Origin of the sequence: Kribbella sp. NPDC005582 (genome assembly GCF_040605415.1) — a bacterium.
Lineage (GTDB): Bacteria > Actinomycetota > Actinomycetes > Propionibacteriales > Kribbellaceae > Kribbella.
This window is the reverse complement of sequence record NZ_JBEXCU010000003.1, coordinates 746812-772688: the sequence shown is the minus strand read 5'-3', so window position 1 is coordinate 772688 and position 25877 is coordinate 746812. Positions and strand designations below refer to the sequence as shown.

The following is a 25877-nucleotide window of genomic DNA, read 5'->3' as shown; positions in this document are numbered from 1 at the left end:
TAAGGGATGGAAGCGCATACCGGCCGAGATGACAAGGCCTGAGCGCCAGATGCTGGGAACGTGCACAAGTACGGCGTACGAACCCGGTCGAGTGTGATCGTTCGTGTTCGCAGCGTTGACCCGGCCCTTCGGCACGCACTGCCATGGACTTCCGCCCCCACTGAAGGACAGCCCCATGGACTCATCAGGAAAGCTCGGCCTCCGCACTCTGATCGCCACCGTCGTTCTTGCCAGTGCGGTGATCCAGCCTGGCGTCGCGCACGCAGGGCCGGGTGTCACCGTGTTGTCGGACACCCTGCTGGACCAGTCCGCGCTCTACTTCGTGTCGTACGACGGGTTGGTCAACAACAACGCGTTCCAGGACGCACTCGTCACCTACAACGGCTACCAGTACGCGGCGTGGTACTCGTCCAACCGCAACGCCGTGGTCGCGCGGCGCGCGTTGGGCAGCACCAGCTGGGAGAAGGCCGTGCTGCCGCACCGCCTGAGTGTCAACGACTCGCACAACGTGATCTCGCTCGGGATCTCCCCGCAGGACGGCACCCTGCACGTGGCGATGGACACGCACAACACGCGTTTGTACTACACGAGGTCGGTCGCCGGGCTCGCCACTCAGCCCGGGACGCATCCGTGGTCCGCATCGGTCTTCGGAGCGGTACAACGAACTCTGGGCGGCGCCGAGCTCGGAGACATGACCTACCCGCAGTTCGTCGTGACGCCGGAGGGCAGGCTGCAGTTCAGCTACCGGACGGGCGGATCTGGCAACGGTGTGAACGAACTGGCGGAGTACTCCGGTGGCAGTTGGCGCAAGCTCGGCGGCTGGTCGTCAGCGACCGGCAACTACACAGGCCCGAACGGCGTCGTCTCCACGGCGCGGAACATGTACTTGCACGGGCTGACCTACGACCAGCGCGGACGCCTGCACGCCGCCTTCACCTGGCGCGAAGGAAACTCCCGCGTGCTGTGCAACGCAGGCGGCCTCACCAATCACGACACCGGCTACATCTACAGCGACGACCGCGGCCGGACCTGGCGCAACGGCGCCGGCGCGATCGTGGGCACCACCGGCGGCTCGCGGGTCTCGATCTCCTCCCCCGGGGTGATCGCCGATCCTCTGGACCCGAACCACGGCCTGATGAACCAGGAGGCCCAGGCCGCCGACTCCACGAACAGCCCGCACGTCGTGATCAGCTACGTGCCGGGCCGCTTCACGCAATGCATCACGAACTACGCCCAGCAACGCGCCCAGGACGGCCGCACCTTTCACCTGGTCCGCAACACCAACGGCACCTGGACGAAGCACGAGATCCCGATCCCGCCGGGAAGCACCCAGCGAACCAAGATCGTCTTCGACCGGCACGACAACGCCTACCTGATCATGCCGCGCGGCCGGATCGTGTCCGCCAGTAAGAGCACCGGCTGGACCGACTGGACGCTCGTTCTCGACCGCCCGTCGCTCAACGCCTTCGGCGAGGTCAACGTGGACGCCTCCAGGATGGCAGCCGACGGCGTCCTCTCCTTCCAGTACCAGCAACGCTCCACCGGTACCACGCCCTCCCCAATCCGGGTCCTGGACATCCGTCTGGGCTAGCGACCCGTGTCACTCCACGGCGACCGAGCATTGTTTCAGAAACCACCTACGGAATCAGCAGCTGCGGTTGTCAAGTCTTGGCAAGGGGAATTCTGGCTTCCATTCTTGACGCATTCGGCCATTCTTTGATTCTCTGCCGCTACTCCTGTAAACGCTTTGACACAGGCGCTGCCCGCCCCCAGGACTGTGTTGCGTTCGCTCAGTCCTCCAGCCTTTCAGCCGTTCGCCGCAGGCGCTCTCGCGCCTGGCGCCCGGCCGGTGATCACCGCCCCGATCCCGCACGTGGAGGTGCTATGAGACAACCCTTCAAAGCGACGAAATTCACTGCGCCCGCCTTTGTGCTTTCGCTGCTCGCGGCCGGCACCCAGGCGGCGCCGTGGGCATCGATCGCTCGCGCACAGTCGGTTGCCAAGCCGGGCGACACGGTCTACTTCCGCGGCGGCCGGTACTCGTCCTCAACTCGGACTCGCATCACAACTACGACCTGCGCAGCAGTGACGGACCCGGTGAGAACGCCGATGGGTTCGATCTGATCTCGACGTACTCGCCGGTGCTGATCGAGAACTCGTGGGCCTGGCGCAACGGATACGTGCCGGGTACGACGACGCCGTCCGGAAACGGCAACGGCAACGGCAACGGCAACGGGTTCAAGGTGGGCGGGTTCGGCGCCGAGTCCGAGGCCAACGCGCCGAAGCACACCGTCCGGTTCTCGGTGGCATTCCTCAACAAAGCGGCCGGGTTCTACTCCAACCACCATCGAATCCACGAAGGAGAAGTCATGATGCGGACAGCGCGCAGGGCGCTGAAGCGAGGTGGCCTGATCGGGGCCGCATTACTGCTGGTGTCAGTTGCGGCGCCGAAGTACGCGGCCACGGCGGACGCCACTGCCGAGCCGCGCGCGAACGAGGTTTCGCAGTACTCCGAAGCCGCGGCCGACGAGACGCAGGTGGTACACGGGTTCAACGACCTGGTCGCCGATTACAAGACGCGCACGCCAACCAAGTACACACGCGCCTCGTGGGCTCCGTTCGCGAAGGCGCTGACCGCCGCAGACGACGTCGTCGCGAACCGGTCGGCATCCGGGCGCGACGTCGCCGCTGCGAAGACCGCCCTGATGAAGGCCGCCGGTGGACTGCAGGCCGTTGACGAGGGAACGTTCCAGACCATCACCAACAACACCTTCTGGAACGACACCAGCGGCAACCCGATCTACTCCCAAGGCGGCGGCGTCTTCAAGTTCGGCGACACCTACTACTGGTACGGCGTGCACTACCGCGGCGCCGAGCTCTATCGGGCCAACCCGACCAGGAAGTTCGACGGCGACGTCACCTTCCAGTCGATTCCCGTGTACTCGTCCAAGGACCTGGTGAACTGGAAGTTCGAGAACCGGATCGCTACACGTTCCACCAGCGTCGGCAGCGGCGCGAACCTGGGTGGCGCCGGCTGGGTCGGGCGGCTCGGGGTCGGGTACAACGAGAACACCGGCAAGTACGTGCTCGCCGTACAGATGTGGCACACGGGCAGGGGCGGTCACGGCGTTCTGCTTCTGCAGGGCGACACTCCGACCGACACCTTCGACTACGGCTACTTCCAGACCCAGATCGTCAACTCGCCGACGACCGGCACCGGTGACCAGACCGTCTTCACCGACGACGACGGCAAGGACTACCTGATCTTCTCCAACCGTGAAGGACGTTCGCGCGGCTTCGTGGCAAAGTTCCGCGAATCCGACTCGCTGCGACTCGAGGCGGCGAAGGAGATCCGCCGCGGCAGCGGTCGTGAGGGCAACGCGATGTTCAAGCTCGACGGCAAGTACTACCACGCGGCGTCGGACCTGCACGGCTGGAACACCTCGGTCAACTACGTCAACGAGTCGACCGGCTCCGGCGTCCAGGGCACCTACTCGAGCGAGTACGTCATGGCCGGCACCGAGATGGACTACAGCCACGTGACCCAGACCGGCTTCTTCGTCACGGTCAAGGGCACCAAGCAGAACACCGTGATCTACGCCGGCGACCGGTGGGCCGACTTCGCGTGGAACGGTCTCGGCTACAACCAATGGGTCCCGATCACCAAGAGCGGCACCCGGCCGCGGTTCCACTCGGTGAGCCAGTGGCAGTTCAACGCGACGACCGGTGAGTGGCGGGCCGGGCCCGCGAACAACTACATCCTCAACCCGGACATCCAGGCCGATCGCGTCATCGTCTCCGGCGTCCGCGGATTCCGCACCCTCGGCGGTTCGGTGACGAATGTCAACGGCGGTGCGAACGGATCTCGCTTCGCCCTCCAGCTGAGCAACAGCGGCCGCGTCGAGCAGCGGATCGAGTCGGTGCCCGCGGGTACCTACACCCTGTCCGTGTACGCCCGGGGCAGCGCCGGATCAGTGGTGGTCACCGGCGCCAACGGCACCAGCCGCACCCTCGGCATCCCGTCGTCGAGCGGCTGGGCCAAGCGCCAGCTCACCGGCATCGCACTACCCGGCGGGGCTGCCACCGTCACCGCGCGGGCGTCGGGATCGGGTGGCGTCGTCGTCGACCAGTTCTCGCTCGTCAAGACCGCTGGATAACTCTGCTTTCGAATCCACTCCCAGAAAGAACGAGGTACCACCCCGTGCCCAGCAAACAGATTGCCCCCGTTCTCGCCGCCGCCCTCGGCCTGATGGTCCCGGCCGTCATGACGCCGGCATCGGCCGCACCGCAGGCCCTCCCCCCACAGTGCTCGGGAAGTTCGCCGATCACCTGTCACTTCGATGTTGCGCCAGGCAACTACGACGTCACGGTAGACCTCGGCAGCACGACCCGGGCCGCGAACACCGCGATGTCGGTGGAGGCGCGCCGGCAGGTACTGAGCGCCGTCGCGACCACCGCCGGCCAGGTCGTTCGCACCGTGGCGACGGTCAACGTCCGCACCCCCGAGGGCCAGCCCACCGGCCAGGGTGGCAACGGCACGTCCGGCCTGAGTATCACCTTCGAGGGCAGCGCGCCGGCGATCGGCTCGCTGACCGTGAAGCCGGCCGTCGCCCCGCTGGTGGTGTACCTGGCCGGTGACTCGACCACGTGCGACCAGGCCTGGGCACCGTACGCGGGCTGGGGCCAGGCGTTCCCGACCCGGATCAAGGAAGGCGCTGTGGTCGCGAACTACGGCGACTCGGGCGAGAGCTCGGGCAGCTTCCTGAGCAACAGCGCGCTGTTCCCGCGGATGAAACCGCTGATCAAGAGCAAGGACCTGGTCTTCATCCAGTTCGGCCACAACGACAAGCAGACCTCGGCGACGACCTTCCGCAACAACCTCACCAGGATGATCAACGGCGTCCGCGAGCGCGGCGGCGTACCGGTCCTGGTGACCCCGCCGGTCCGTCGCGGCTTCAGCGGCGGCAAGCTGACCGCGACCGCGCGGCACGTCAACGGCGCCGGGGTCGACCTGCCCGCCCAGATGCGGTCGCTCGGCCGGAGCGCGAACGTCCCGGTGATCGACCTGACCGCGAAGAGCCAGGCCCTGGTCGAGTCGCTCGGCCCCACCGGGTCGCAGCCGATCTATCTCACCCGGGAGAAGGGCGACAACACGCATTTCTCGATGTACGGCGCGGGCCAGATGTCGAACCTGGTCGTCCAGGGTGTCCGTGAACTCAACCTGCCGCTGACCGCCTACCTGCGTTGACGTAGTCGCTGGTGTGTTGTTCGGCCCAGTCCTGCAGGTGTTGCAGTGCGGCGGTGGCGCCGCGGGCGAGGTCGGTTAGGGCGTACTGCACCGACAGTGGGCGGCTGGTGTGCACGGTGCGGGTGATCAGTCCACCGGCTTCGAGGTCGCGCAGGGTCTGCGCGAGCATCTTGTCGCTGACGCCGCCGGCCCGCCGACGCAGCTCGGACCAGCGTTGCGGGCCGTCCATGAGATCTACCAGGACCAGGGCGGCCCACCGGGCGGTGACCAGATCGAACAGTTGCCTGCCGGGGCAGGCGGGATCGCGGACGTTGCCTCGGATGCTTTCCTGCACGTGCTCACCTCACCTAAAGGTATGTACTTCCCAAGAGAAAGTAACTCGGTCAGAGTGAGTGGGTCAACCGCTGATCGTCAAGGAGTACCTGTGATAGAGGACGTTGCCGTGACCCATGCCGCGAACACCGCGACAGTGCTCGGCGGCCCCACCGCGCTGATCCACTTGGCCGGCTGGACGCTGCTGACCGACCCGACCTTCGACGCCGCCGGCACCGAGTACCAGAACGGCCCGGTCATGGTGCGCAAGACCGCCGACCCGGCGCTGAAACCCGGGGAGCTGCCCGCCCTCGACGCCGTCCTGGTCAGCCACACCCAGCACCAGGACAACCTCGACACCGCCGGGCGGACGGTGACCGCCAATTCCTCGGAGGTGTTCACCACCGTCGCCGGCGCCGAGGGTCTCGGGGGCGCAGCCGTCGGCCTCGTGCCCTGGCAGACCCAGACCCTGTCGAAGCCGGGCCGCACCCCCCTGAACATCACTGCGGTCCCCGCCCGCCACGGTCCCGTCGGCACCGAGGCCATCACGGGTCCGGTCACCGGCTTCCTCCTGCACACCGACGACGGCTCTGCACCGACGGTGTACGTCTCCGGTGACACCGTCGACCTGGACGCGATGAGCGCCCTGGCCGACCGGTACGGCGTAGACGTGGCGCTGCTGCACCTGGGCGCAGCCGCCTTCGAGGCATTCGGTGACACGCGACTGTCGCTGACCGCAGCCCTGGCCGTCGAGGCCCGCCGCCTGCTCGGCGACCCCCTGGTGGTGGCAGTACACGCCGAGGGCTGGGCCCACTACACCGAAGGCCGCAACCACGTCCAGCAGACCTTCGACGCCGCCGGCGTCCCGCTGCACTGGCCCACCCCGGGCGAGCCCATCCCCCTGCCCGATCAGCACACCCGCGAAGGGCGCGCTCCCAAGCCGCGGTCCCCGAGGTCGTCCTCGACTGGCTGAAGACCCACGACCTCAGCTGAGTGCTGCGAAGAGCGGTTGGATCAGGACTGCGTTGGGGTGGCCCAGGGGTACGGCGAGGACGGCCTGGTCGGAGTTGGTCGCGTAGATGTAGATAAAGCCGGCCTCTGACTCGGGCGGGTAGATCGAGTTCCAGTCCAGGGACAGCTTCGGGCGCTTGCAACTGATGCCCTGCTGGTTCACCTTGATGCTGCCGCCGATCGTCACGGTCTCGCCCTGGCGGACCCGGTTGACCAGGTCGGCGAGCAAGCGTGGTTCGACGACCTGCGCCGACAAGTTCACCAGGAATGTCCACCAGTCCGGCAGTTCGTCCTGGCGGCCCATGCGCGAGTCGCTCACCGTGACCGCCGGCGCCGCCTTGTGCGGGTACTTGCCGACCTCGAAATGCCAGTACGTCGTATAGGTGGTCGGGAACATGAAGCGCTTCTCGGTGACCTGCTCGACCCAGTAGCCGACCCACTCGATCTCGTCGAGTGGCATCGACCGGCGACCGTAACTGATCTGCTGGCCGTCGGCATGGAGCGAACTCCAGCCGACCTTGGTGTCGAGAACCGGGATCTGGCCGGGCTGTGGCTGCCGGTCGTGCTCGCTCACGTGATGAGCCTTTCGGGTCGGTAGGGCTGATCGCGCATGAGACGCGCGCCGGGCGCGTCTGGATCCCACAAAGCCTCAGATCCAGGAGTCTAAATGGGTGTTGGCACCTATGGTCGCTGCACGGGCGGTCGGCAATGGTTGAAGGCAGAACACAGCTGAGGCAACGGCGCGCAGTCCGCGCGCCGCGTCGGCGTCGACCTTCATTTCCGTGTTCGCGAGAGGATGGATCTGCTGTGACCGGCCTGACCATGACCGTGCAGGATGCCCGACAGCGGCTGGAGCACGAACGCAACTCGCGCCTGACTCAACTCCGCGCGGTCGAGGACGGCGCGGCCCTCGCTGACGAAGAACTCAGCAAAGCCCAGGCAGCGGCCATCCGGCGCGTCCTGACCGAGATCAGCGCCGCGGAGGAGCGTCTGGCCGACGGCTCGTACGGCGCCTGCCAGGACTGCGGGACGATCATCCCCGTCGAACGGCTGGAGATCTTGCCCTATGTGCGCTGCTGCGTCAGCTGTCAGCAGCGCGCTCTTTGACGGTCGCCTTCCCCGACACCTGAAGAGGTGAGGTCTTGAGCTACACGTTCGCCACCATCGACGATCTCGAGCTGCCTTCCGACGACCTGGCTGCGCTGCGGAACGCCCTTCACGACGAGCGCAGGTTCCGCCGCGAGCAGCTGGCCGCGCTGGCGGCAAGCCGGTCGCCGGACGGGGCGCAGCCGAACAACGATCGTGGGACGGCGCGCGCGGAGGTCCTGACCGCGCTCGCCGACGCCGCCGAGCTGGTGCTCGTCGATGTCGAAGCCGCACTCCACCGGATCGGCACCGGCCGGTACGGCGCTTGCCAGCTGTGCGATCGGCCGATCCCACTCCCCCGGTTGCGCGTCCTGCCGCAAGCCCGGTACTGCGGTCCCTGCCACCAACTCAAGGAGAGCATCTCGTGACGCTCCTTGCGCGTACGCCGCGACGCGCCGCGTGGGCGTGGGCGTTCGACCGACGTTCGGCTGGCATTGCGATCGACCTCGGTAGTGCGCACACCCGGGCGTGGATCCCCGGCCGCGCTCTGATCGAACTACCCACGAGGACCTCGTCAGGCCATCCCGTACGTCGCGGCGCCGTCGTCGACCAGCAGGGCGTCGCCGGCGTACTCGGCCAGCTCGCGGGCCGCTACTCGACAGCCGTCCTGACCATGCCTGTCCTGTGCACCGACGACGAACGCGGCGCGGCCCTTACTGCGTTGGAGATTCTCGACGCAGGCATCGTGCTGACGATCGACAGTGTGAAGGCTGCTGCCCTCGGCGCGGGCGCCGACCTGGCCGAGCCGCTGCTCGTGGTCGACATCGGAGCACACCTCACCGAGGTCGGCCTGCTGGTCGACGGTCGCGTGACGCATGCCGATCGGATCGAGATCGGGACTCTCGATCTCGGCCGGACGACGCCTGTCGCCCACCTCGTGCAGTCGGTCGTCGGCGTGGTGACCGATCTGCTGCAACTCGACTGCGGCGGGCAGGTTGTCGACGCGCTGGAACGCGGACCGCTCCTCACCGGCGGCGGCGCGCTCCGCCCGCAAATCACCAGCCAGCTGGCCAAGCGGCTCCTGGCTCCGGTGCGCCCAGCTCCCGCGCCGCACTTCGCCGCCGTCCGCGGCGCCGGTCTGGCCCTCGGTTCCGTCGGCCGGCACCGGTCCTTCACGGTCGCCTGCACCGTCGTGACCCGCCCGGCTTCAGCCCAACACCACGGTCAGGTCGGACAGAGGCATAGTGGACCTACCAAGGAACCGGAAAGGGCGACCCTGCCGTGGCGTTGTTCTGGCGAATCTTCGGGCTGAATGCCGTCGTGCTCGGCGCGGCGACCGCGTTGCTGTTACTGGCACCCGTGACGGTGTCCGTACCGGTCGCGCTGACCGAGGCCATCGTCCTCATCGTGGGCCTGGCGGTCATGCTGGTGGCGAACGCCGTACTGCTGCGGGTCGGCCTCGCGCCGCTGGAGCGCGTCACCCACCGGATGGCCACCGTCGATCTGCTCCGCCCGGGGCAGCGCCTTCCCGTCACCGGCCACGGCGGCGTTCCGGACCTGGTACGCGCCTTCAACGACATGTTGGACCGGCTGGAAGACGAACGGGCTACCAGCAGCGCACGGGCCCTGTCGGCTCAGGAGGGCGAGCGACAGCGGATCGCCCGCGAGCTCCACGACGAGGTCGGCCAAAGCATGACCGCCGTACTGCTCGAACTGAAACGAGTCGCCGACCGCTCCCAGGATCCACGCGTGCGCACTGACCTACAGCAGGCTCAGGAAACCACTCGCTCGAGCCTGGACGACGTACGGCGGCTCGCCCGGCGACTGCGCCCCGGCGTACTGGAAGATCTCGGTCTCATCAGCGCACTCACCACCCTTGCGACAGACCTGTCCACCCACACCGGGCTGGCCGTGCACCGCCACTTCGACTCCGACGTGCCTCCGTTGGACCAGCAGACAGAACTGGTCCTGTACCGAGTTGCGCAGGAAAGCCTGACGAACGTCGCCCGCCACGCCGAGGCAACCGAGGTCACCTTGCGGCTGTCGCGTGCCGACGACAGCGTCCAGCTCGTGATCTGTGACGACGGCCGCGGTATCGGCCTGGCTCAAGAGGGCGCGGGCATGCGCGGTATGCGCGAGCGCGCCCTCCTCCTCGGAGCGACCCTCGACATCGAGACCGGTCCACACGGAGGCGTCCAGGTCAGCCTGTCGGCACCGGTCCCCCATTCGAAGGGATGACCGTGCCGCAGCCCATCCGCATCCTGCTCGCCGACGACCACGCGCTCGTACGGCGCGGCGTACGGCTCATCCTCGACAACGAACCCGACCTCACTGTGGTCGCCGAGGCCGGCGACGGCGCTGAAGCGATCGCCGCCGCGCAACAGCAACCGATCGACCTCGCCATCCTCGATGTCGCGATGCCCCGGATGACCGGCCTGCAGGCGGCCCGGGAACTGTCCACGCATCATCCCGAGCTGCGGATCCTGATGATGTCGATGTACGACGACGTGCAGTACCTCTTCCAGGCACTCCGATCCGGTGCCTCCGGCTACATCCTCAAATCGGTCGCCGACCGCGACCTGGTCGAAGCCTGCCGCGCCGCGATGCGCGGCGAACCGTTCCTCTACCCAGGCGCGGTCACCGCCCTCGTCCGCGACTACCTCGACCGGGTCCGCCGCGGGGAGAACCTGCCCGCACAGGTCCTCACCGCCCGCGAGGAAGAAGTCCTCAAACTCGTTGCTGAGGGCAACTCATCGAAAGAGATCGCCGAAACACTGTTCATCAGCGTCAAGACCGTCGAACGGCACCGCGCCAACATGCTTCACAAACTCGGCATGCGCGACCGGCTCGACCTCACCCGCTACGCCATCCGAGCCGGCCTCATCGAACCGTGACGCCATGCCCGCTCAAGAGTTCACCATCGGCGGAACGATCACCACTGGCACACTTGCCTGCTGGGCGATCTGCTGGCTGACCGAGCCGAGCAGGAGCCCGGCGAAGCCGCCTCTTCCGCGTGAGCCGACGACGAGCAGTGCAGCACCACGTGCGGCATCGATCAGCGCGGGCGCAGCTGGGCCTTGGAGGAGTAGTAGTTCAGGCTCGCTCGCGAGGTCGCTCTTGTCCACCGCTGCTACAGCATCGGCAAGTATCATCCGCGCCGTCTCCGCGAGTGAGCCGGGGTCGGCCAGCATAGCGCCGTACGGCGACATCGCAGCGGCGGGCGGCTGCCACGCATGAACCACGACAAGACCCGCGCCGCGCATTGAGGCTTCCGCCACCGCCCACTCGAGTCCTCGCTGCGCAGATTCACTGCCATCGATGCCAACCACGACCTTCTTCATTTCGCCTCCAGCCGATCCGTTGGGGCGGCTGTGGATCTTCGACGGGAGACAGTCGCCGGTGGTCTGGCTGAGGCTTGTCTCTTGATCCGGTGCGCCCGAGCCGCAAGCCGGACAGTGATGATGAAGACCGCCACTCCGAGCGCCATCAGAAGGACGCCACCGCTTCCGTTCAACGCTTCCATGCTGACCATCTGGTTCTCCTTGGGGATTGCCTGGCAATTTATCGCTACAGTAGGTGGAGCGTATTTGGATGGTGATCTATTCCCGGCAGACCGATACCGGACCGACGAAACGACGGATCCGACCCAGTGATCGTCCGAAGCGGCGATGTGCTGGTTCCGTTGCCGATGTCCGGCAAACCTGACCTCCTTCCCATGCCGGGGCGGACCGTAGCCAGCCACGAACTCCACGGGCAGGGTGGTTTCGGATGGGGCAACGATGGCCGCCAGACAGACTGCCGTGCTGCCCCTTGGCAAGGAGGTCGCTGTGACGCAACGCAGACAGGCTGTCTCACCGAACGACCATCAAGAGCAGCGAGTCCGCGGAGGAGATGCGCTTCGCGGAAGGCTCGAACAAGATCGGCGATCTCGGATCGAGCAACTCAAGGCGTTCGAGGACGCCAGCCGTGTCCTCGCTGCCGACATCGTTGAGGTGTGGGGATACGGTTCGTTCCCGGCTAGCGACCCACCGGCGAACTGGTGAGGCGGCAGCGCGGCGTCAACCGAGCACAGGGCACTGACGACGCTGATTCCCTCACGGAACAACTGACAGGCATCACCGCCCACAGGGAACGGATACGGTCACAGACCAGCCGCGGCAAGCCGAGGGCGGCACTTGGAGAAGTCCGCCGTCCACTGGGCAGGGCCGCAGTGAAGTGGTTGACGACAACCGATCACAAGCTGATCGGTCACCTGTACCTGATCACCTCGTTCGCGTTCTTTCTGATCGGCGGCCTGATGGCGCTGCTGATCCGCGCCGAGCTGGCCAAGCCGGGTCTGCAGATCGTCAACGAAGAGGTCTACAACCAGCTGTTCACGATGCACGGCACGATCATGTTGTTGCTGTTCGCAACACCGCTGTTCGTCGGCTTCGCGAACGTGATCATGCCGGTCCAGATCGGCGCCCCCGACGTCGCGTTCCCCCGCCTCAACATGTTCAGCTACTGGCTGTTCCTGTTCGGCGGACTCATCGCCTTCAGTGGCTTCTTCACGCCGGGCGGCGCGGCGAGCTTCGGCTGGACCGGTTATGCCCCACTGTCGAACGCGGTTCGCGCGCCGGGTGTCGGCGGTGATCTGTGGATCATGGGGCTGTGGCTGGCCGGCCTCGGCACCATCCTGGGCGCGGTCAACTTCATCACCACCGTGATCACCATGCGGGCCCCCGGTATGACGATGTTCCGGATGCCGATCTTCACCTGGAACGTCTTCATCACGTCCATGATGGTGCTGATCGCATTCCCGATCCTGGCCGGCGCGCTGCTGATGCTGGAGGCGGATCGAGCTCTGGGGGCTCACATCTTCGACGCGGCCAATGGCGGTCCACTGCTCTGGCAGCACCTGTTCTGGTTCTTCGGGCATCCCGAGGTGTACATCATCGCGCTGCCGTTCTTCGGCATCGTCACCGAGATCCTCCCGGTCTTCAGCCGCAAACCCATCTTCGGCTATATCGGCTTGGTCGGGGCCACTCTCGCGATCGCCATGTTGTCGGCCACGGTCTGGGCGCATCACATGTTCGTCACCGGAGCGGTGAACCTGCCGTTCTTCTCGTTCATGTCCTTCTTGATCGCGGTCCCGACCGGGGTGAAGTTCTTCAACTGGATCGGCACCATGTGGGGCGGTGCGGTCTCCTTCGAGACTCCGATGCTGTGGTCGATCGGCTTTCTGACGACCTTTCTCTTCGGCGGCCTGACCGGCGTCATCCTGGCCTCGCCCGTCCTGGACTACCAGGTCACCGACACATACTTCGTGGTCGCGCACTTCCACTACGTCGTCTTCGGCACCGTGGTCTTCGCCATGTTCGCCGGGTTCTACTTCTGGTGGCCGAAGATGACCGGGAGAATGCTGAACGAGCGACTCGGCAAGCTCCACTTCTGGATGTTGTTCATCGGCTTCCACATGACCTTCTTGGTCCAGCACTGGCTGGGCGTCGAGGGCATGCCGCGGCGCTACGCGTCGTACGGGGCGAACGAGGGCTTTACGACTCTCAACCAGGTCTCCAGTATCGGCGCCTTCATCCTCGGCGCCTCCACGTTGCCGTTCCTCTACAACATCTACAAGTCCCGCAAGTCGCCGCCGGTGAAGGTGGAGGACCCGTGGGGCTGGGGCCGCTCACTGGAGTGGGCTACCAGCTGCCCGCCGCCGCGGCACAACTTCATCGAACTGCCGCGGATCCGGTCCGAGAGCCCCGCTTTCGACCTGAACCACCCGGCGCTGGCGCTTGCCGAGTACCCGGCCAACCAAGCGTCGGCGGACAACCTGCTGGACACCGACGCCGACTGATCTCACTACAGCTCGCAGCCGGCGTCGAGATCGTGAAGGACGATACGGGTTCAGCTGCGTCGGGCGTGCCGGCGTCGGGAGCCATCCCGGGAAGGATCCTCGCGGGTGCGGCCAGAAGCAGGCGCGGCTGCCGCGAGCTTCGTCAGATCCGCGAGCACCCCACGGTATGCCTGGTCGAACTTGGCGATGCCGCTCTCCTCGAGGGTCCTGCCGACGGCGGTCATGTCGACGCCGATGTCGGCCAGGCGGAGCATCAGGTCGGCTGCCTCCGGCACACCGTTGTCGAGAGTCCGGGCCATCGTTCCGTGATCCTCGAAGGCAGCAATGGTTGCCTCGGGCAAGGTCGTGACGGTGTCGGGACCGATCAGCTCCTCGACGTAGCGAGTGTCGCGGTCGCGGGGGTTCTTGGTCGATGTCGACGCCCACAGCGGCCGCTGGACATCCGCTCCCAAAGCGGCGAGCCGATGCCAGCGCTGGGTAGCGAACTGTTCTGTGAACATTCGGTAGGCCAGCTTGGCCTGCGCGACTGCAGCTTGGCCGCGCAGGCCAAGCGCCGCGTCTGTACCGACCGCCTGGAGTCGCTGGTCGACCTCAGTGTCGACCCGGCTGACGAAGAACGACGCAACGCTACTGACCATGGACGGATCGCCGCCACGTGCCGTGAAGGTCTCCAGCCCGGACAGGTACGCCTCGATGATCTCGGCGTAGCGGGACAGGGAGAACAGCAGCGTGACGTTGATGCTGGCGCCCTCGGCCGTCAGTGTTTCGACGGCCGTGACGCCTTCGGCAGTCGCCGGAATCTTTACCAGCAAATTCGGCTTGGCGAGACGCTCGCGCAGCAGCCGCGCGGCGGCGATCGTCGCGAGTGAGTCGTGTGCAAGTTCCGGAGACACCTCCACCGACACGAATCCATCGATGCAGTCCCCTCCGTCGAAGACTGGGCGCAGTACGTCGAGCGCCTGGCCCGTGTCGGTGATGACCAGCTCCCAATAGGCGTCGTCCACCGACTTGCCGGCGGCGATCAGAGCCCAGAGCTCCTCGTCGTAATCATGGGAGCCGAGAATGCTTCTGGCAAAGGTCGCCGGGTTCGCCGTGATGCCGCGAACTCCATCTGCGACCATACGCTCCAGGCTGCCGTCACGCAGGGCGGCGCGGGTGAGATTGTCCAGCCACGGACTCTGACCGTAGTAGCCATAGAGGTGTTCCAACTTGGTCATCATGCTCTCGGTTTCTCTGGCATTCGCCAGTTGCGGCTGTCGACCAGTGGTCGCTTAGTTGCCGGTGTCGTGGAGCAGTTCGTCCCAGTCGATCGGGGTACGGCCCGCCGCGCTGTCTCCTAGCACGTACCTGCTGGGGTCGCCGGCTGCTCTCGGTCCGGATGCCAGCCACGCAGCCATCCCGTGAGCGGTGCGGCGCTCGATCTCGTCGAGATACCCCCTGCGCTCCTCCACGATCCGTAACCGTTGCATCGACGACCTCGCGTTCTGCAGAGCCGAGAAGCTCGACCTCCATGCCAAGCAGAGGGATTCGTCGCTCAGATCTTCGGGACTGATGTGATGCCTTGGCACCTGTTCCGGTTCAGCATCCAGAGTCGTTGCCTGCGCAGGCGATATAGAGCGGTCGAGGCGAACCGGCTGGACAGGCGCAGGGGACGAACCAGCGAGGTGGCCGTGTTCGGTGAGCCAGCGAACGCAGTAGTGGATCACGGAAGGCGATCCACCGACCAGAATCCCCACCAACAGTACGGCGGTCGGAGCACCCAGGAGGGTGCCCAGCCCGATGAAAGAGACCGTTCCGGCACCGGTGAAAACGGTGCTGCGGATCACGATCCGTCGTCGTTCCCGGGTAGATCTGGTGCCCTTGGCCGGGTCCGTCAGAGCGACCATGGCCACGACTGCACCTGTGAAGGCCCCGAGAACAAGCAGCATGAGAACAACCGAGAGCGACCAGGTGAAGGCCGTGAAGGCGCCCACGGCGCCGACGAAACCAGACAACAGCAGCCAGCAGAATCGATAGGCTCTCATCGTGCGAACTCCCGTCCCACACCGTCGGGCGCATCGATGCGGCCCGTGACTCGGCCCGTTTGCACGAGCATCAGTCCAGCGCGGGCCGGTTTCAGGTGTGCCGAACTCCAGGATCGTGCTCGTGCAGCTACGACTTTGCCGCGAGACGGCGAGGACGGCTACGGCAACGGTCGGCGAAGCTGGGGCCGGTGTGTTGGCCGACGCCCGGCAACGATGTTCTCCTGAAGAACGGCCGCGAGCCGGTCAGGCGTTGGCCTTCGTGCCGACGGCTAGGTCGGTGGCGGGCCAGTCAAGAAGTCGCGCACCGAGCACTGCGATGTGCAGCGTGAACCGCTGCGCCGGGTCGCCCGGGTCGTGTCCGGTGAGAGACTTGACCTTGTCCAGCCGATAGGTGACGGTCCTGACCGACATGTTCAGGCGCCGCGCTGCCTCGGTGGCGACTTCCCCGGTCGCGAAGTACGCCTCGAGGGTCTGCAACAACGGGTCTGCGCCGCCGCGAGCTTGGGTCAGCGGGCCAAGGACGGCATGGATGAGATCGACGATGGCGGCTTGGTCGCGGATCAGGACCCGATACACGAGCATGTCTTCTGCATCGACGACAGCAGCGTCGAGCCGCAACCGGTCGGCAAGCGTCAGTGCTTCCCGGGCCTCCTCGTAGGAGCGGGCGATGCCGTAGGAGCCGGGGTAGGGCCGGCCCGTTGTGACGCGCCATTCGCGACCCGAGCGGTGCCGGATCAACTCGTCGTGGATCAGGTGCCCGACACTCTTGTTGATGGTCCGCGGGACCGTGCTCGGGGCGGCCGCGGGGATCAGCACGACGAGCAGACCCTCTTTCGTCGCGACGAGCACCTCGCGGTCGCCGAAACGGTCAAGGATGAACAGTTCCAGCATGTTCGCGCTGGTGTCGCCATCGGGGAGACCATCGGCGGGACGAGCCAGAACCACCTGGTGCGGCCGGCCGAGGTCGAGCCCGAACGGCTCGGCGCGCTCGACCATTCGGGCGACATCCGGGTCGCCGCGCAGCAGGTCGTCGACCAGTTCCCGCCGCAGCGCTTCCTCCTGCCTCACCAACTGCTGAGTGGCGACCTGATAGCTGTCGACGAGGACGGCGATCGCTTCGCCGACAGCCCGGAGCACGGCCTGCGCGGAGGCCCGGACCGTGTCGCGGTCGCGGTATGGCACGACATCCGGGAGGTCGCGCCACATCCGCCATGCTGCGGACAGGTACAGATCTACCACCCGCCCGGCCGGGATGCCTTGTTCGGCAGCACGACGTCCGAGTTCACGCACGATCGCCAGCTCGTGCTCGCGTGGCCGGCGCCCCGAGATGGCAGCGTCGGCGAGGAGGGTGAGGTACTCGACGAGTAGCTCCAGCGGCGCCTGTGAGTCTCCAGCGGCCGCCTGCGCGATCGCTGTCAGCCAAGCTTCATCCGCGCTGTTCGCGGCGCCCGATCCCGGCCAACGGGACTCACTCATGCCACTCTCCTCGCACTGAGTCGATGCACGTGCTGGACCATGTTTCAGTAGAGCATCGTTGCCGGACGTCGGCCATAAGCGCCGTCACAGGTTCGCCGATCGCCGCAGTACCTGTCTCGCTACCGGAACGGCACAGTCGACTGCGCAGACCTGTCCCTAGCTGATGCGGAGCGGCGAGATGACGAACACCCTTGCTGTCGACAACACTGGTCGACGGCCGGTTCTTGTCGGTGTGGACGGCTCGGCGTCCGCGCAAGCCGCGCTCGCGTGGGCGGCTGCCGAGGCGTCGTTCAGGCGTTGTCCGCTGCGGATCGTTCACACCTTCACCTGGCCGCTGATCGCAGACCCGTTCGGCCTGAACGTCATCGAGCCCGTGAACGATGGCTTGAAGGCGGCGGCCCGCTGGGTCCTTGGTGAGGCGGAGAGCCAGGCGCACCACGCTTTTCCCGACATCAAGATCGAGGCTGCGCTGTTCGCCGCCGGCGCCGCACCGACGCTACTGAGCCAGGCTCAGGACGCCGATCTGGTCGTGCTGGGTAGCCGGGGCATCGGCGGTTTCCGCGGCCTGCTGGTCGGCTCTGTCAGCTCCACGGTGGCCGTGCACGCGCCGTGCCCTGTGGTCGTCGTCCACCCGCACCGAGAAGGCACCGCATTCCCCGCCTCCCCAACCGGCCGGATCATCGTCGGCGTCGACGGATCGGACGTCTCGGCTGCAGCGATCAGGTTCGCGTTCCAGGAGGCCGCGCACCGACGAGTCGGGATCACCGCCGTGCACGCCGCGATGCCGACCCGTCAGCATCCATCGCTGCGCGTCCCCGCGGACATCGTCGAACAGGTCGACCGGCAACTGTTCGCCGAAGCGATGGACAGTGAGCGGATCCTTGTCCCTGGCATCGACGTGGAGACCAAGCTCGTCCACAATCACCCGGTCCAGGCGCTCCTCGACGAAGCCGACGGGGCCGAGCTGCTCGTGGTCGGGTCACACGGGCGCGGTGGATTCACCGGCATGCTGCTGGGATCGGTCAGCCAGGCCGTGCTGCACCACGGCTGCTGCCCGGTAGCGGTCGTCCATCCCCAGCGGGCCAAGGCCAAGAATCCCGCGCCTGGGCAGCAGCCCAAGCTCCAGATCGCCGCCTGGAACCGCCTCGCGGACTTGAAGGAGCTGTCATGACACCGACACCGCAAGGCTTGCCAGAAAGCCTTGGGCTGCAGAGCCAACTTCTGGATCTGGACCCGTCCGAGACTCAGGAGTGGCTGGAATCGATTGACCAGGTCGTCGACCATGCCGGTCAGAACCGAGCCCGCTACCTGCTGCTCAGCATCCTGCAGCGAGCCCGTGATCGCCGCGTCGGCGTCGCGAATCTCCGCAGTACCGACTATCTCAACACGATCGCGCCCGAGGCCGAGCCGGCCTTCCCCGGCGACGAGCACATCGAACGGCGGATCCGGGCCTACAACCGCTGGAACGCCGCGGTCATGGTCCACCGCGCGCAGCGACCCGGTGTCGGCGTCGGCGGGCACATCTCCACCTACGCCTCGGCCGCGGCGCTCTTCGAAGTCGGGTTCAACCACTTCTTTCGCGGCCATGACGCACCCGGCGGGGGCGACCAGATCTACTTCCAGGGCCACGCCTCCCCTGGCATCTACGCGCGCGCGTTCCTGGAGGGCCGACTCACCAGCGACCAGCTCGACGGTTTCCGCCAGGAGTTCTCTCACGCCGGCCAGGGCGGTGGGTTGCCGTCATACCCGCACCCTCGACTGATGCCGGACTTCTGGGAGTTCCCAACAGTCTCGATGGGGCTCGGTCCGCTCAACGCGATCTACCAGGCCCGCTTCAACCGGTACCTGCACGACCGTGGCCTGAAGGACACCAGCCGGCAGCGGGTCTGGGCGTTCCTCGGCGACGGCGAGATGGACGAGGTGGAGTCGCTCGGTGCGATCGGCGTAGCCGCCCGCGAGGAGCTCGACAACCTGACCTTCGTCGTCAACTGCAACCTGCAGCGCCTCGACGGGCCGGTCCGTGGCAACGGCAAGATCATCCAGGAACTCGAGTCGTACTTCCGCGGTGCCGGCTGGAACGTCATCAAGGTGATCTGGGGCCGCGAATGGGACCCGCTGCTGGCCGCCGACACCGACGGCGCACTCCTCAACCTGATGAACACCACCCCCGACGGCGACTTCCAGACCTACAAGGCCGAATCCGGCGCCTTCGTCCGCGAGCACTTCTTCGGCCGTGACCCGCGCACCGCCGCAATGGTCGAGCATCTGTCCGACACCGAGATCTGGAACCTGAAGCGCGGCGGCCACGACTATCGCAAGCTGTACGCCGCCTATCGCACCGCGACCGAGCACACCGGGCAGCCGACAGTGATCCTGGCCAAGACCATCAAGGGCTGGACACTCGGCTCGCACTTCGAGGGCCGCAACTCCACCCACCAGATGAAGAAGCTGACCCTCGACGACCTCAAGGGATTCCGGGACCGACTGTTCCTGGACATCCCCGACTCGGCGTTGGATGCGGTGAAGCCGCCCTACTACCGGCCGCCGGAGGACTCACCGGAACTGGAGTACCTGCACGACCGGCGGAGCGCCCTGGGCGGCTACCTGCCTGCGCGCAAAGTCCACAGCTCGCCTCTTACGCTGCCCGGCGCGGCGGCGTACGAGGTCGCGCGGCGAGGCTCGGGCCGGCAGGAAGTGGCGACCACGATGGCATTCGTGCGGCTTCTCAAAGACCTGATGAAGGACCCGCAGATGGCTCACCGCTTCGTGCCGATCATCCCCGACGAGGCCCGCACCTTCGGGCTGGATTCACTGTTCCCGTCCAAGAAGATCTACTCCCCGCACGGACAGACCTACTTGTCGGTGGACCGCGAGCAGATGCTGAGCTACCAAGAAGACACCCGGGGTGTTCTGCTGCACGAGGGCATCACTGAGGCCGGCTCAGCGGCGTCCTGGACTGCGGCCGGTACGTCGTACGCCGCTCATGGCGAGCCGATGATCCCGCTGTACATCTTCTACTCGATGTTCGGGTTCCAGCGCACCGGCGACCAGCTCTGGGCCGCGGCAGACCAGCTGACCAGAGGGTTCCTGCTCGGCGCCACGGCCGGCCGTACCACTTTGAACGGTGAAGGGCTGCAGCACCAGGACGGCCATTCGTTGCTGCTGGCATCCACCAATCCCGCCTGTATCGCCTACGACGCCGCGTACGCATTTGAGCTCGGCCACATTACCGCGGACGCACTACGCCGCATGTACGGCGAACCGCGTCCTGGCGAGGACCAGAACGTCTTCTATTACCTGACCCTCTACAACGAACCGATCAGCCAGCCGGCCGAGCCCGACGACGTCGACATCGCAGGAATTCTGGCTGGGATGCACCACTACTCGCCCGCACCGACCGGTGATGGTCCGAAGGCACAGATCCTTGCCTCCGGCATCGCCATGCCTTGGGCGTTGGAAGCGCAGCGCCGCCTGCACACCGACTGGGGCGTCCAGGTAGACGTGTGGTCAGTGACCTCTTGGACCGAACTGCGGCGTGACGCGCTGGCCGCCGACGAATGGAGCCATTCGCACCCCGACCAAGCTCCCCGCGTTCCCTATGTCGCAAGGCGGCTGGGAGCAACCGCGGGGCCGGTTCTGGCAGTCTCGGACTGGATGCGCGCGGTACCCGACCAGATCGCTCCGTTCGTCCGCCGGCCATGGACATCCCTGGGCACCGATGGATTTGGCCGCTCCGACACCCGCACCGCCCTGCGCCGCCACTTCGGAGTCGACGCGCAATCGATCGTCGTACGGACGTTGCAGCAGCTGGCCGACAACGGCGAGCTCGACGAATCTGTACCGCGGTCGACCAGGACGACCTACCCAGCTGGGTGATATCCGGAGCTTGCCGATCATCGGCAACCCGAAAGGGTCCAAGTCAGCCGACCGCGCGCGGTGTCAGTCCGGAGCCGTCGGACAAGCATAGAAGGACACCGACGCTCGAGAAGGAGCAGATCATGAGCACTGAGGGGCGCACCGCCCGCACACCAAGCCGGGAGACACTGTCCGACCCTTCCTACCAGGCATTCCTGGTCCTGCGAACCGTCTTCACGGTGGCCCCGATCCTGTTCGGCCTCGACAAGTTCGCCAACTTGCTCACCGACTGGCCAGGCTATTTGGCCCCGTGGATCAACAACATCGTCCCCGGCTCCGGCCAAGACGCCATGTACATCATCGGCGTCATCGAGATCGTCGCCGGCATCGCCGTCGCCATGATCCCCCGCTACGGCGCCCTGGTCGTCGTGGCCTGGCTCGCCGGCATCATCCTCAACCTGCTCACCCTTTCAGGCTTCTACGACGTCGCACTGCGCGACTTCGGCCTCCTGGTCGCCGCTCTCGCGCTGGCCCGGCTCGCCACCAAGTACGCACCAGCAAGGCACACCACGGGCGACGTCTCGGCGGAGAAGAAATGATCATCCTCTACCTACTACTCGCAGCGTCGGTCGTCGGCCTGATCGGATCGGCAACGTGCGTCCGTGTGGTCAAGCAGTTCGAACGCGGGGTCGTGTTCCGGTTCGGCCGGGTGCGGCCCGCGATCCGGCAGCCAGGTCTTGCCTTGCTGGTCCCGATCGCCGACCGGTTGCAGAAGGTCAACATGCAGATCATCACGATGCCGGTCCCCGCGCAGGACGGCATCACCCGTGACAACGTCACGGTCCGCGTCGACGCAGTCGTCTACTTCAACGTGATCGACCCGGTTCGGGCGGCCGTCGACGTCGAGGACTACGTCTCGGCCATCGGCCAGGTCGCACAGACATCACTGCGCTCGATCATCGGCAAGAGCGAGCTGGACGACCTGCTGTCGAACCGGGAACGCCTCAACCAGGGGATGGAGCTGATGATCGACAGCCCTGCACTCGACTGGGGCGTCCACATCGAACGGGTCGAGATCAAGGACGTCGCACTCCCGGAAACGATGAAGCGGTCGATGTCACGCCAGGCCGAGGCCGAACGGGAACGCCGCGCACGCATCATCACCGCGGACGGCGAACTGCAAGCATCAGAAAAGCTGGGCCAGGCCGCAGAAGTGATGACCGAACACCCAGCCGCGCTGCAACTTCGGCTGCTCCAGACCGTCGTCGAAGTCGCCGCCGAGAAGAACTCCACCCTGGTGCTGCCCTTCCCGGTCGAGCTGCTCCGGTTTCTGGAACGATCGACACCGCCGGAGCCCGCGAAGGCAACCGACACCACTCGAGCAACGACCACGGACATCCCACATCTTCGCGAGATCGAGCGATCCCAGCGAAACGGACAGGCCACACTCGATTCGTTGACGGCATCGTCCGCGGTGCCGGCCGAACAAGCCACCGCGACTGTCCCCGAAACGGCCGGGTCGGCACAACCACAGTGGGGCGGACTCCCCACCGGTTGTGCCGACCCGGCGTGGCAGCCGTGAGGACGCGGGACCACACGGCGAACGGACACCGTTGCGGCTCTGTACGCTGCTGGCTGGAGCGACGCCTCTGGAGGTGCGGCATGACACAGCACGGTGTCCGGGTCCACAGGATCTACGATCCGGCCACGGCCGACGACGGCATCCGCGTCCTGGTGGATCGTGTGTGGCCACGTGGAATCCGAAAGGAAACGGCCGCCATCGACGAGTGGCTCAAAGACGTTGCCCCCTCGACGGAACTCCGCAAGTGGTACGGCCACGTCCCGGAGAAGTTCGCACAGTTCGAGGCGCGCTACCGCGACGAACTGGCAACACCGACCGCAAGGACTGCAGTGAACCACCTGCGTGTGTTGGCGAGGCGGGACACCGTAACCCTGCTGACGGCGACCAGGGAGGTGGGCCGCAGCCAAGCGGCAGTCCTGGCTCGGCTGTTGCAGGAGCCGAGCTAGCGACCAGGCCGTTTGCTGATCTGCAGGCCGGGGCGGCGACGATGAACCGTCAGGTAGGTCAGGCCGCTGTCGCCGGCGGTGATGTTGCGGGTCGAACCGTGGGGCAGCCAGACGATGTTGCCGTCGGCAAGCGCCTGCCGGCCGTTCGCCGTACCGACGGTGCCACCACCCGCGACAACGACGAGCAGGACGTCGAGATCCGGCTCGATATGGGTGTCCACGCGCTGCCCGGCCGGTAGATGAATGACGTTCGCATCGAGCTGGCGTCCCGGCTCGGCGAGCGTCCATCGCGCACCCGACGGTACAGCCGGTTCGTCAACGAGCACGCTGATCTCGGCCAGCACACGCACCACCGGCTCCTCAGGCGTCATCAGCGACCCGCCCGATCCGGACGCGCCATTCCTCGGGCCCGGCCTGCAGATAGTCGCAGCTGAACGCGCCTGCATGGATCGCTTCGAACTCCCGCCGCAATGGTCTGGGGTCGTGACTGTTGACGAGGACGAACGCCTCTCCGGGTGCCAGCCATCACGTCCGGGTCGGTACCGGTCGCCGGGATGAAGATCTCCGAAGTCGCCATCGTCGCCTCGCCTCCTGACTGTTTTCACTGATTATTACATGTGATATTTGTAGTAAATACAAGCGCTCGTGAGGGAGTCGACTGTGACCTACGTGATCGCGTTGCCGTGCGTGGATCTGAAGGACCGCGCCTGTGTCGACGAATGCCCGGTTGATTGCATCTACGAAGGCGGCCGGTCGCTCTACATCCATCCTGAGGAGTGCATCGACTGCGGCGCGTGCGAACCGGCGTGCCCGGTCGAGGCCATCTTCTACGAGGACGACCTGCCCGAGCAGTGGAAGGACTATCAGGCCGCGAACGCCGGGTTCTTCGACGATCTCGGGTCTCCCGGCGGCGCCTTCAAAGTCGGCGCCCTCACACACGACCATCCCCTTGTTGCGGCGCTCCCACCGCAGGAGCAGGCAAGCTGACCCCATGACCAGGACCGACCAGACAAGAGGCGACCAGCCGCGCCGGCAGGCACTGCTGGATCTCCTCCGCGCCTCCGGCACCCCGCTCGGCATCACTGATCTCGCGGAGCAACTGGGGATCCACCCCAACACCGCCCGCTTCCACCTCGACGCACTCGCGACGCAAGGACTCGTCGACCGTCAGCTCGAGCAACCAACCGGGCGTGGCCGGCCTCGGACGGTGTACACACCGCACCCCGGAATGGACCGGAGCGGCGGGCGTCAGTACCACCTGCTGGCCAAAATCCTGCTCGGCCAACTGTCCGCGAGTCCCGACGCGAGCACTGCCGCCGAAACAGCCGGCCGCAACTGGGGCGGCTACCTGATCGCCCCCGTTCCTCCGCACCGGCAGCCCGGCGTCGCCGAATCGACTCAGCGGTTGACCGCGATGATGACCGATCTGGGATTTGCCCCGGAACCCGACGGCGGACAAGCGGACCGGATCAGACTGCGGCACTGCCCCTTCCTGGAGCTCGCGGAGGAATACTCCGAGACTCTGTGTCCGCTGCATCTGGGCCTGATGCGCGGCGCCCTCGCCGAGATTCGGGCACCGGTCGAGGCGACCGGTCTCGAGCCGTTCGCCGAACCCGACGCGTGCATGGTTCATCTCGCACCCGTCCGAAGCCTCGGCGGCAACAGCCGCGGGGACCGCCCTCGCGAAAGGAATGCCTGATGTTCCTCACCAGGATCGGCAGCACACCACGGAGGCGCGCGCCCGTCCCTGGCGGTCCTGCGATGGAAGTACTCGTCGCCGCCGAGACCTCCGGCAAGATCGCCATGGTCCAGGTCTGGATCCCGCCCGGTGGCGGCCTGCCCGAGCACGATCACGGCCCGTCCGAGATCGTCCTGGTCCACCTGTCCGGTTCGATCGACCTTCGGCAAGGAGACCAGCACCACAGTCTGGCCCCTGGAGCCGTCGCGCACATTGGCACTGGTGAACGGGTCAGTCTGACCAACCCGGGGAACGAACCCGCCGTCATGATGATCGTCGCCTCGCCGCCGGAATTTGTCGCACGCATCGCCGGCTGGCCGACTGCCTAGCCGGGCCCTGCCCTCTGAGTACCGATGCCCGCCACGAATCAGAAGGAGCAATCTTGAACGCCGTACCAGCTGCGGTTGCGACCGCCATGGTCTTCATCTGGCTCGGCATGGTGCTCGCGATCTCCTTCGTGGAGACGCCCCTCAAGTTCCGCGCACCCGGCGTCGACATTCCCACTGGGCTGGGCATCGGCCGCATAGTCTTCCGCGCACTCAACCGCATCGAAGTCGCAGCGGCGTTGGTGACGCTCACGGCCGTCGTCCTGGGGCAGCCGAACGGTCCAGTGGTCGCTCTCACCGCGACAGTCCTGGTCATCTTGACCGTTCAACTCGCCGCGGTCCGTCCAAGCCTCAACCGGCGCACCGACCGCGTCTTGGCCGGTCAACCGTCACCCCGCTCGACCACACACCTGTACTACGTTGGTCTCGAGGCAGCCAAGGTAGTGGCGTTGGCCGCGCTCGGAGTCTCGCTTCTCGTCGAGGGGTGACGCGTCGCCGCTAGACCGCGCGATCTGCTCGGTCAGCGGAACTGAGATGTCTGCAAGGCGATCCGGATCCGCCGGGCGCCGGCTGCGGATCAACTCTTCGACGAGCGCGATGCCGTCGTCCCAGCGATTGACGTGCGTCCCTGCGACGACTCGGCCATCAGCGAGCCAGAACGCATGGACGCCTGCCCGTCAACGTCGCCGCGAAAGACGAGGCGGTCGTAACCGGTCCGGCCGCTCCGCTCGCCGGTGTCGAGTTCTACTTGATGGGCAACAGGAACTCCTGGTGGACGTAGATCTTCGCCCGGATCGTCGGTGCCGATCATCATCGCCATGCCGCGCACTGTGTTCTACGGGTCGAGACTGGGTATCCACGAGGACACGCCGTACCGATCGAACTTCGGCCAAGTCAGACTGAGCTGACTACTGAACCAACATCGAGTCGCCTG

At 66.3% G+C, this 25877-nt stretch carries 28 protein-coding genes and 1 pseudogene; 19 read left to right on the top strand and 10 right to left on the bottom strand.

What is annotated here, in order from left to right:
- Nucleotides 1–175 precede the first annotated feature (175 nt).
- From ABZS29_RS21280 to ABZS29_RS21270, 3 genes are all read left to right on the top strand, one after another.
- Nucleotides 176–1591 carry a BNR repeat-containing protein gene (locus tag ABZS29_RS21280; protein ID WP_355463995.1) on the top strand — a complete coding sequence of 472 codons (1416 nt, stop codon included), beginning with the start codon at nucleotides 176–178 and terminating at the stop codon, nucleotides 1589–1591.
- Between the two features lie 376 nt (nucleotides 1592–1967).
- A complete protein-coding gene (locus ABZS29_RS21275; protein WP_355463994.1) occupies nucleotides 1968–4157 on the top strand; it encodes a family 43 glycosylhydrolase in 2190 nt (729 codons plus the stop codon).
- Nucleotides 4158–4201: 44 nt separating this feature from the next.
- Nucleotides 4202–5248, top strand: a complete 1047-nt coding sequence (locus tag ABZS29_RS21270; RefSeq protein ID WP_355463993.1) for a rhamnogalacturonan acetylesterase — start codon at nucleotides 4202–4204, stop codon at nucleotides 5246–5248.
- Here ABZS29_RS21270 and ABZS29_RS21265 read toward each other — a convergent pair.
- Nucleotides 5217–5582: a helix-turn-helix domain-containing protein gene (locus ABZS29_RS21265; RefSeq protein WP_355463992.1), complete on the bottom strand. Its 366-nt coding sequence runs from the start codon at nucleotides 5580–5582 to the stop codon at nucleotides 5217–5219. The genes ABZS29_RS21270 and ABZS29_RS21265 overlap by 32 nt on opposite strands.
- 90 nt (nucleotides 5583–5672) lie before the next feature.
- Between ABZS29_RS21265 and ABZS29_RS21260 the strand changes: the two genes are divergently transcribed.
- Entirely contained in the window at nucleotides 5673–6533 is an 861-nt protein-coding gene (locus ABZS29_RS21260; RefSeq protein WP_355463991.1) for an MBL fold metallo-hydrolase, read from the top strand.
- A gap of 12 nt (nucleotides 6534–6545) precedes the next feature.
- Here ABZS29_RS21260 and ABZS29_RS21255 read toward each other — a convergent pair whose 3' ends face one another.
- Complete coding sequence (locus ABZS29_RS21255) at nucleotides 6546–7145, bottom strand: hypothetical protein (RefSeq protein ID WP_355463990.1); 600 nt, start codon at nucleotides 7143–7145, stop codon at nucleotides 6546–6548.
- Between the two features lie 233 nt (nucleotides 7146–7378).
- On the opposite strand from ABZS29_RS21255, the gene ABZS29_RS21250 reads away from it, so the two are divergent.
- From ABZS29_RS21250 to ABZS29_RS21230, 5 genes are all read left to right on the top strand, one after another.
- Nucleotides 7379–7678, top strand: coding sequence for a TraR/DksA family transcriptional regulator (locus ABZS29_RS21250; RefSeq protein ID WP_355463989.1), 300 nt, complete (start codon nucleotides 7379–7381; stop codon nucleotides 7676–7678).
- A 35-nt stretch (nucleotides 7679–7713) separates the two neighbouring features.
- Complete coding sequence (locus ABZS29_RS21245) at nucleotides 7714–8085, top strand: TraR/DksA C4-type zinc finger protein (protein ID WP_355463988.1); 372 nt, start codon at nucleotides 7714–7716, stop codon at nucleotides 8083–8085.
- 245 nt (nucleotides 8086–8330) lie between these two features.
- Nucleotides 8331–8969 (top strand): rod shape-determining protein, encoded by a 639-nt coding sequence (locus ABZS29_RS21240; RefSeq protein WP_355464419.1) that lies wholly within the window; start codon nucleotides 8331–8333, stop codon nucleotides 8967–8969.
- Nucleotides 8939–9895 (top strand): HAMP domain-containing sensor histidine kinase, encoded by a 957-nt coding sequence (locus ABZS29_RS21235; protein ID WP_355463987.1) that lies wholly within the window; start codon nucleotides 8939–8941, stop codon nucleotides 9893–9895. Before ABZS29_RS21240 ends, ABZS29_RS21235 begins: the two co-directional genes overlap by 31 nt.
- On the top strand, nucleotides 9892–10551 hold the full coding sequence (locus tag ABZS29_RS21230) for a response regulator transcription factor (RefSeq protein WP_355463986.1): 660 nt from the start codon (nucleotides 9892–9894) through the stop codon (nucleotides 10549–10551). Before ABZS29_RS21235 ends, ABZS29_RS21230 begins: the two co-directional genes overlap by 4 nt.
- A gap of 12 nt (nucleotides 10552–10563) precedes the next feature.
- Here ABZS29_RS21230 and ABZS29_RS21225 read toward each other — a convergent pair whose 3' ends face one another.
- Entirely contained in the window at nucleotides 10564–10998 is a 435-nt protein-coding gene (locus ABZS29_RS21225; RefSeq protein WP_355463985.1) for a universal stress protein, read from the bottom strand.
- 854 nt (nucleotides 10999–11852) lie between these two features.
- Between ABZS29_RS21225 and ctaD the strand changes: the two genes are divergently transcribed.
- Nucleotides 11853–13496, top strand: a complete 1644-nt coding sequence (gene ctaD / locus ABZS29_RS21220; protein ID WP_355464417.1) for a cytochrome c oxidase subunit I — start codon at nucleotides 11853–11855, stop codon at nucleotides 13494–13496.
- A 50-nt stretch (nucleotides 13497–13546) separates the two neighbouring features.
- On the opposite strand, the gene tal is transcribed toward ctaD, so the two are convergent.
- The 3 genes from tal to ABZS29_RS21205 all read right to left on the bottom strand — a co-directional run bounded on the left by tal (nucleotide 13547) and on the right by ABZS29_RS21205 (nucleotide 16996).
- On the bottom strand, nucleotides 13547–14713 hold the full coding sequence (gene tal / locus ABZS29_RS21215) for a transaldolase (RefSeq protein ID WP_355463984.1): 1167 nt from the start codon (nucleotides 14711–14713) through the stop codon (nucleotides 13547–13549).
- Nucleotides 14714–14767: 54 nt separating this feature from the next.
- Nucleotides 14768–15520: a hypothetical protein gene (locus ABZS29_RS21210; RefSeq protein ID WP_355463983.1), complete on the bottom strand. Its 753-nt coding sequence runs from the start codon at nucleotides 15518–15520 to the stop codon at nucleotides 14768–14770.
- Nucleotides 15521–15763: 243 nt separating this feature from the next.
- Nucleotides 15764–16996, bottom strand: a complete 1233-nt coding sequence (locus ABZS29_RS21205; RefSeq protein WP_355463982.1) for a helix-turn-helix domain-containing protein — start codon at nucleotides 16994–16996, stop codon at nucleotides 15764–15766.
- A gap of 178 nt (nucleotides 16997–17174) precedes the next feature.
- Here ABZS29_RS21205 and ABZS29_RS21200 point away from each other — a divergent pair, with 178 nt between their 5' ends.
- From ABZS29_RS21200 to ABZS29_RS21180, 5 genes are all read left to right on the top strand, one after another.
- Nucleotides 17175–18167: a universal stress protein gene (locus tag ABZS29_RS21200; protein WP_355463981.1), complete on the top strand. Its 993-nt coding sequence runs from the start codon at nucleotides 17175–17177 to the stop codon at nucleotides 18165–18167.
- A complete protein-coding gene (gene aceE / locus ABZS29_RS21195) occupies nucleotides 18164–20872 on the top strand; it encodes a pyruvate dehydrogenase (acetyl-transferring), homodimeric type (protein WP_355463980.1) in 2709 nt (902 codons plus the stop codon). The genes ABZS29_RS21200 and aceE overlap by 4 nt, the downstream gene beginning before the upstream one ends.
- Nucleotides 20873–20994: 122 nt before the next feature.
- Nucleotides 20995–21450, top strand: a complete 456-nt coding sequence (locus ABZS29_RS21190; RefSeq protein WP_355463979.1) for a hypothetical protein — start codon at nucleotides 20995–20997, stop codon at nucleotides 21448–21450.
- Nucleotides 21447–22433, top strand: coding sequence for a slipin family protein (locus ABZS29_RS21185; protein ID WP_355463978.1), 987 nt, complete (start codon nucleotides 21447–21449; stop codon nucleotides 22431–22433). The genes ABZS29_RS21190 and ABZS29_RS21185 overlap by 4 nt, the downstream gene beginning before the upstream one ends.
- Before the next feature lie 80 nt (nucleotides 22434–22513).
- Nucleotides 22514–22879 carry a DUF488 family protein gene (locus ABZS29_RS21180; protein ID WP_355463977.1) on the top strand — a complete coding sequence of 122 codons (366 nt, stop codon included), beginning with the start codon at nucleotides 22514–22516 and terminating at the stop codon, nucleotides 22877–22879.
- Here the strand turns inward: ABZS29_RS21180 and ABZS29_RS21175 are convergent.
- Both ABZS29_RS21175 and ABZS29_RS21170 read right to left on the bottom strand, forming a co-directional pair.
- On the bottom strand, nucleotides 22876–23250 hold the full coding sequence (locus tag ABZS29_RS21175) for a hypothetical protein (RefSeq protein ID WP_355463976.1): 375 nt from the start codon (nucleotides 23248–23250) through the stop codon (nucleotides 22876–22878). The two genes, ABZS29_RS21180 and ABZS29_RS21175, sit on opposite strands and share 4 nt — an antisense overlap.
- A complete protein-coding gene (locus tag ABZS29_RS21170; protein WP_355464415.1) occupies nucleotides 23240–23401 on the bottom strand; it encodes a DUF2249 domain-containing protein in 162 nt (53 codons plus the stop codon). Before ABZS29_RS21170 ends, ABZS29_RS21175 begins: the two co-directional genes overlap by 11 nt.
- A gap of 138 nt (nucleotides 23402–23539) precedes the next feature.
- Here ABZS29_RS21170 and fdxA point away from each other — a divergent pair, with 138 nt between their 5' ends.
- The 4 genes from fdxA (at nucleotide 23540) to ABZS29_RS21150 (ending at nucleotide 25431) form a co-directional block, all read left to right on the top strand.
- Nucleotides 23540–23866: a ferredoxin gene (fdxA, locus tag ABZS29_RS21165; RefSeq protein ID WP_355463975.1), complete on the top strand. Its 327-nt coding sequence runs from the start codon at nucleotides 23540–23542 to the stop codon at nucleotides 23864–23866.
- 4 nt (nucleotides 23867–23870) lie between these two features.
- A complete protein-coding gene (locus ABZS29_RS21160) occupies nucleotides 23871–24578 on the top strand; it encodes a helix-turn-helix domain-containing protein (protein ID WP_355463974.1) in 708 nt (235 codons plus the stop codon).
- A 62-nt stretch (nucleotides 24579–24640) separates the two neighbouring features.
- Nucleotides 24641–24946: a cupin domain-containing protein gene (locus tag ABZS29_RS21155; protein ID WP_355463973.1), complete on the top strand. Its 306-nt coding sequence runs from the start codon at nucleotides 24641–24643 to the stop codon at nucleotides 24944–24946.
- Nucleotides 24947–24999: 53 nt separating this feature from the next.
- Complete coding sequence (locus ABZS29_RS21150) at nucleotides 25000–25431, top strand: hypothetical protein (protein WP_355463972.1); 432 nt, start codon at nucleotides 25000–25002, stop codon at nucleotides 25429–25431.
- Here the strand turns inward: ABZS29_RS21150 and ABZS29_RS21145 are convergent.
- Together ABZS29_RS21145 and ABZS29_RS21140 are read right to left on the bottom strand one after the other, a co-directional pair.
- Nucleotides 25333–25551 (bottom strand): annotated as a pseudogene (locus ABZS29_RS21145) (hypothetical protein); the annotation flags it as partial. The gene ABZS29_RS21150 and the pseudogene ABZS29_RS21145 overlap by 99 nt on opposite strands.
- Nucleotides 25521–25763: a hypothetical protein gene (locus ABZS29_RS21140; RefSeq protein WP_355463971.1), complete on the bottom strand. Its 243-nt coding sequence runs from the start codon at nucleotides 25761–25763 to the stop codon at nucleotides 25521–25523. The pseudogene ABZS29_RS21145 and the gene ABZS29_RS21140, both read right to left, overlap by 31 nt.
- Nucleotides 25764–25877: the final 114 nt, after the last annotated feature.

Coding starts and splice junctions, on each gene's coding strand:
- ABZS29_RS21280 (WP_355463995.1), top strand. CDS start 176: ATGGACTCATCAGGAAAGCTCGGCCTCCGCACTCTGATCGCCACCGTC.
- ABZS29_RS21240 (WP_355464419.1), top strand. CDS start 8,331: ATGCCTGTCCTGTGCACCGACGACGAACGCGGCGCGGCCCTTACTGCG.
- ABZS29_RS21230 (WP_355463986.1), top strand. CDS start 9,892: ATGACCGTGCCGCAGCCCATCCGCATCCTGCTCGCCGACGACCACGCG.
- ABZS29_RS21225 (WP_355463985.1), bottom strand. CDS start 10,998: ATGAAGAAGGTCGTGGTTGGCATCGATGGCAGTGAATCTGCGCAGCGA.
- tal (WP_355463984.1), bottom strand. CDS start 14,713: ATGACCAAGTTGGAACACCTCTATGGCTACTACGGTCAGAGTCCGTGG.
- ABZS29_RS21210 (WP_355463983.1), bottom strand. CDS start 15,520: ATGAGAGCCTATCGATTCTGCTGGCTGCTGTTGTCTGGTTTCGTCGGC.
- ABZS29_RS21205 (WP_355463982.1), bottom strand. CDS start 16,996: ATGAGTGAGTCCCGTTGGCCGGGATCGGGCGCCGCGAACAGCGCGGAT.
- ABZS29_RS21200 (WP_355463981.1), top strand. CDS start 17,175: ATGACGAACACCCTTGCTGTCGACAACACTGGTCGACGGCCGGTTCTT.
- aceE (WP_355463980.1), top strand. CDS start 18,164: ATGACACCGACACCGCAAGGCTTGCCAGAAAGCCTTGGGCTGCAGAGC.
- ABZS29_RS21190 (WP_355463979.1), top strand. CDS start 20,995: ATGAGCACTGAGGGGCGCACCGCCCGCACACCAAGCCGGGAGACACTG.
- ABZS29_RS21185 (WP_355463978.1), top strand. CDS start 21,447: ATGATCATCCTCTACCTACTACTCGCAGCGTCGGTCGTCGGCCTGATC.
- ABZS29_RS21180 (WP_355463977.1), top strand. CDS start 22,514: ATGACACAGCACGGTGTCCGGGTCCACAGGATCTACGATCCGGCCACG.
- ABZS29_RS21175 (WP_355463976.1), bottom strand. CDS start 23,250: ATGACGCCTGAGGAGCCGGTGGTGCGTGTGCTGGCCGAGATCAGCGTG.
- ABZS29_RS21160 (WP_355463974.1), top strand. CDS start 23,871: ATGACCAGGACCGACCAGACAAGAGGCGACCAGCCGCGCCGGCAGGCA.
- ABZS29_RS21155 (WP_355463973.1), top strand. CDS start 24,641: ATGGAAGTACTCGTCGCCGCCGAGACCTCCGGCAAGATCGCCATGGTC.
- ABZS29_RS21140 (WP_355463971.1), bottom strand. CDS start 25,763: ATGGCGATGATGATCGGCACCGACGATCCGGGCGAAGATCTACGTCCA.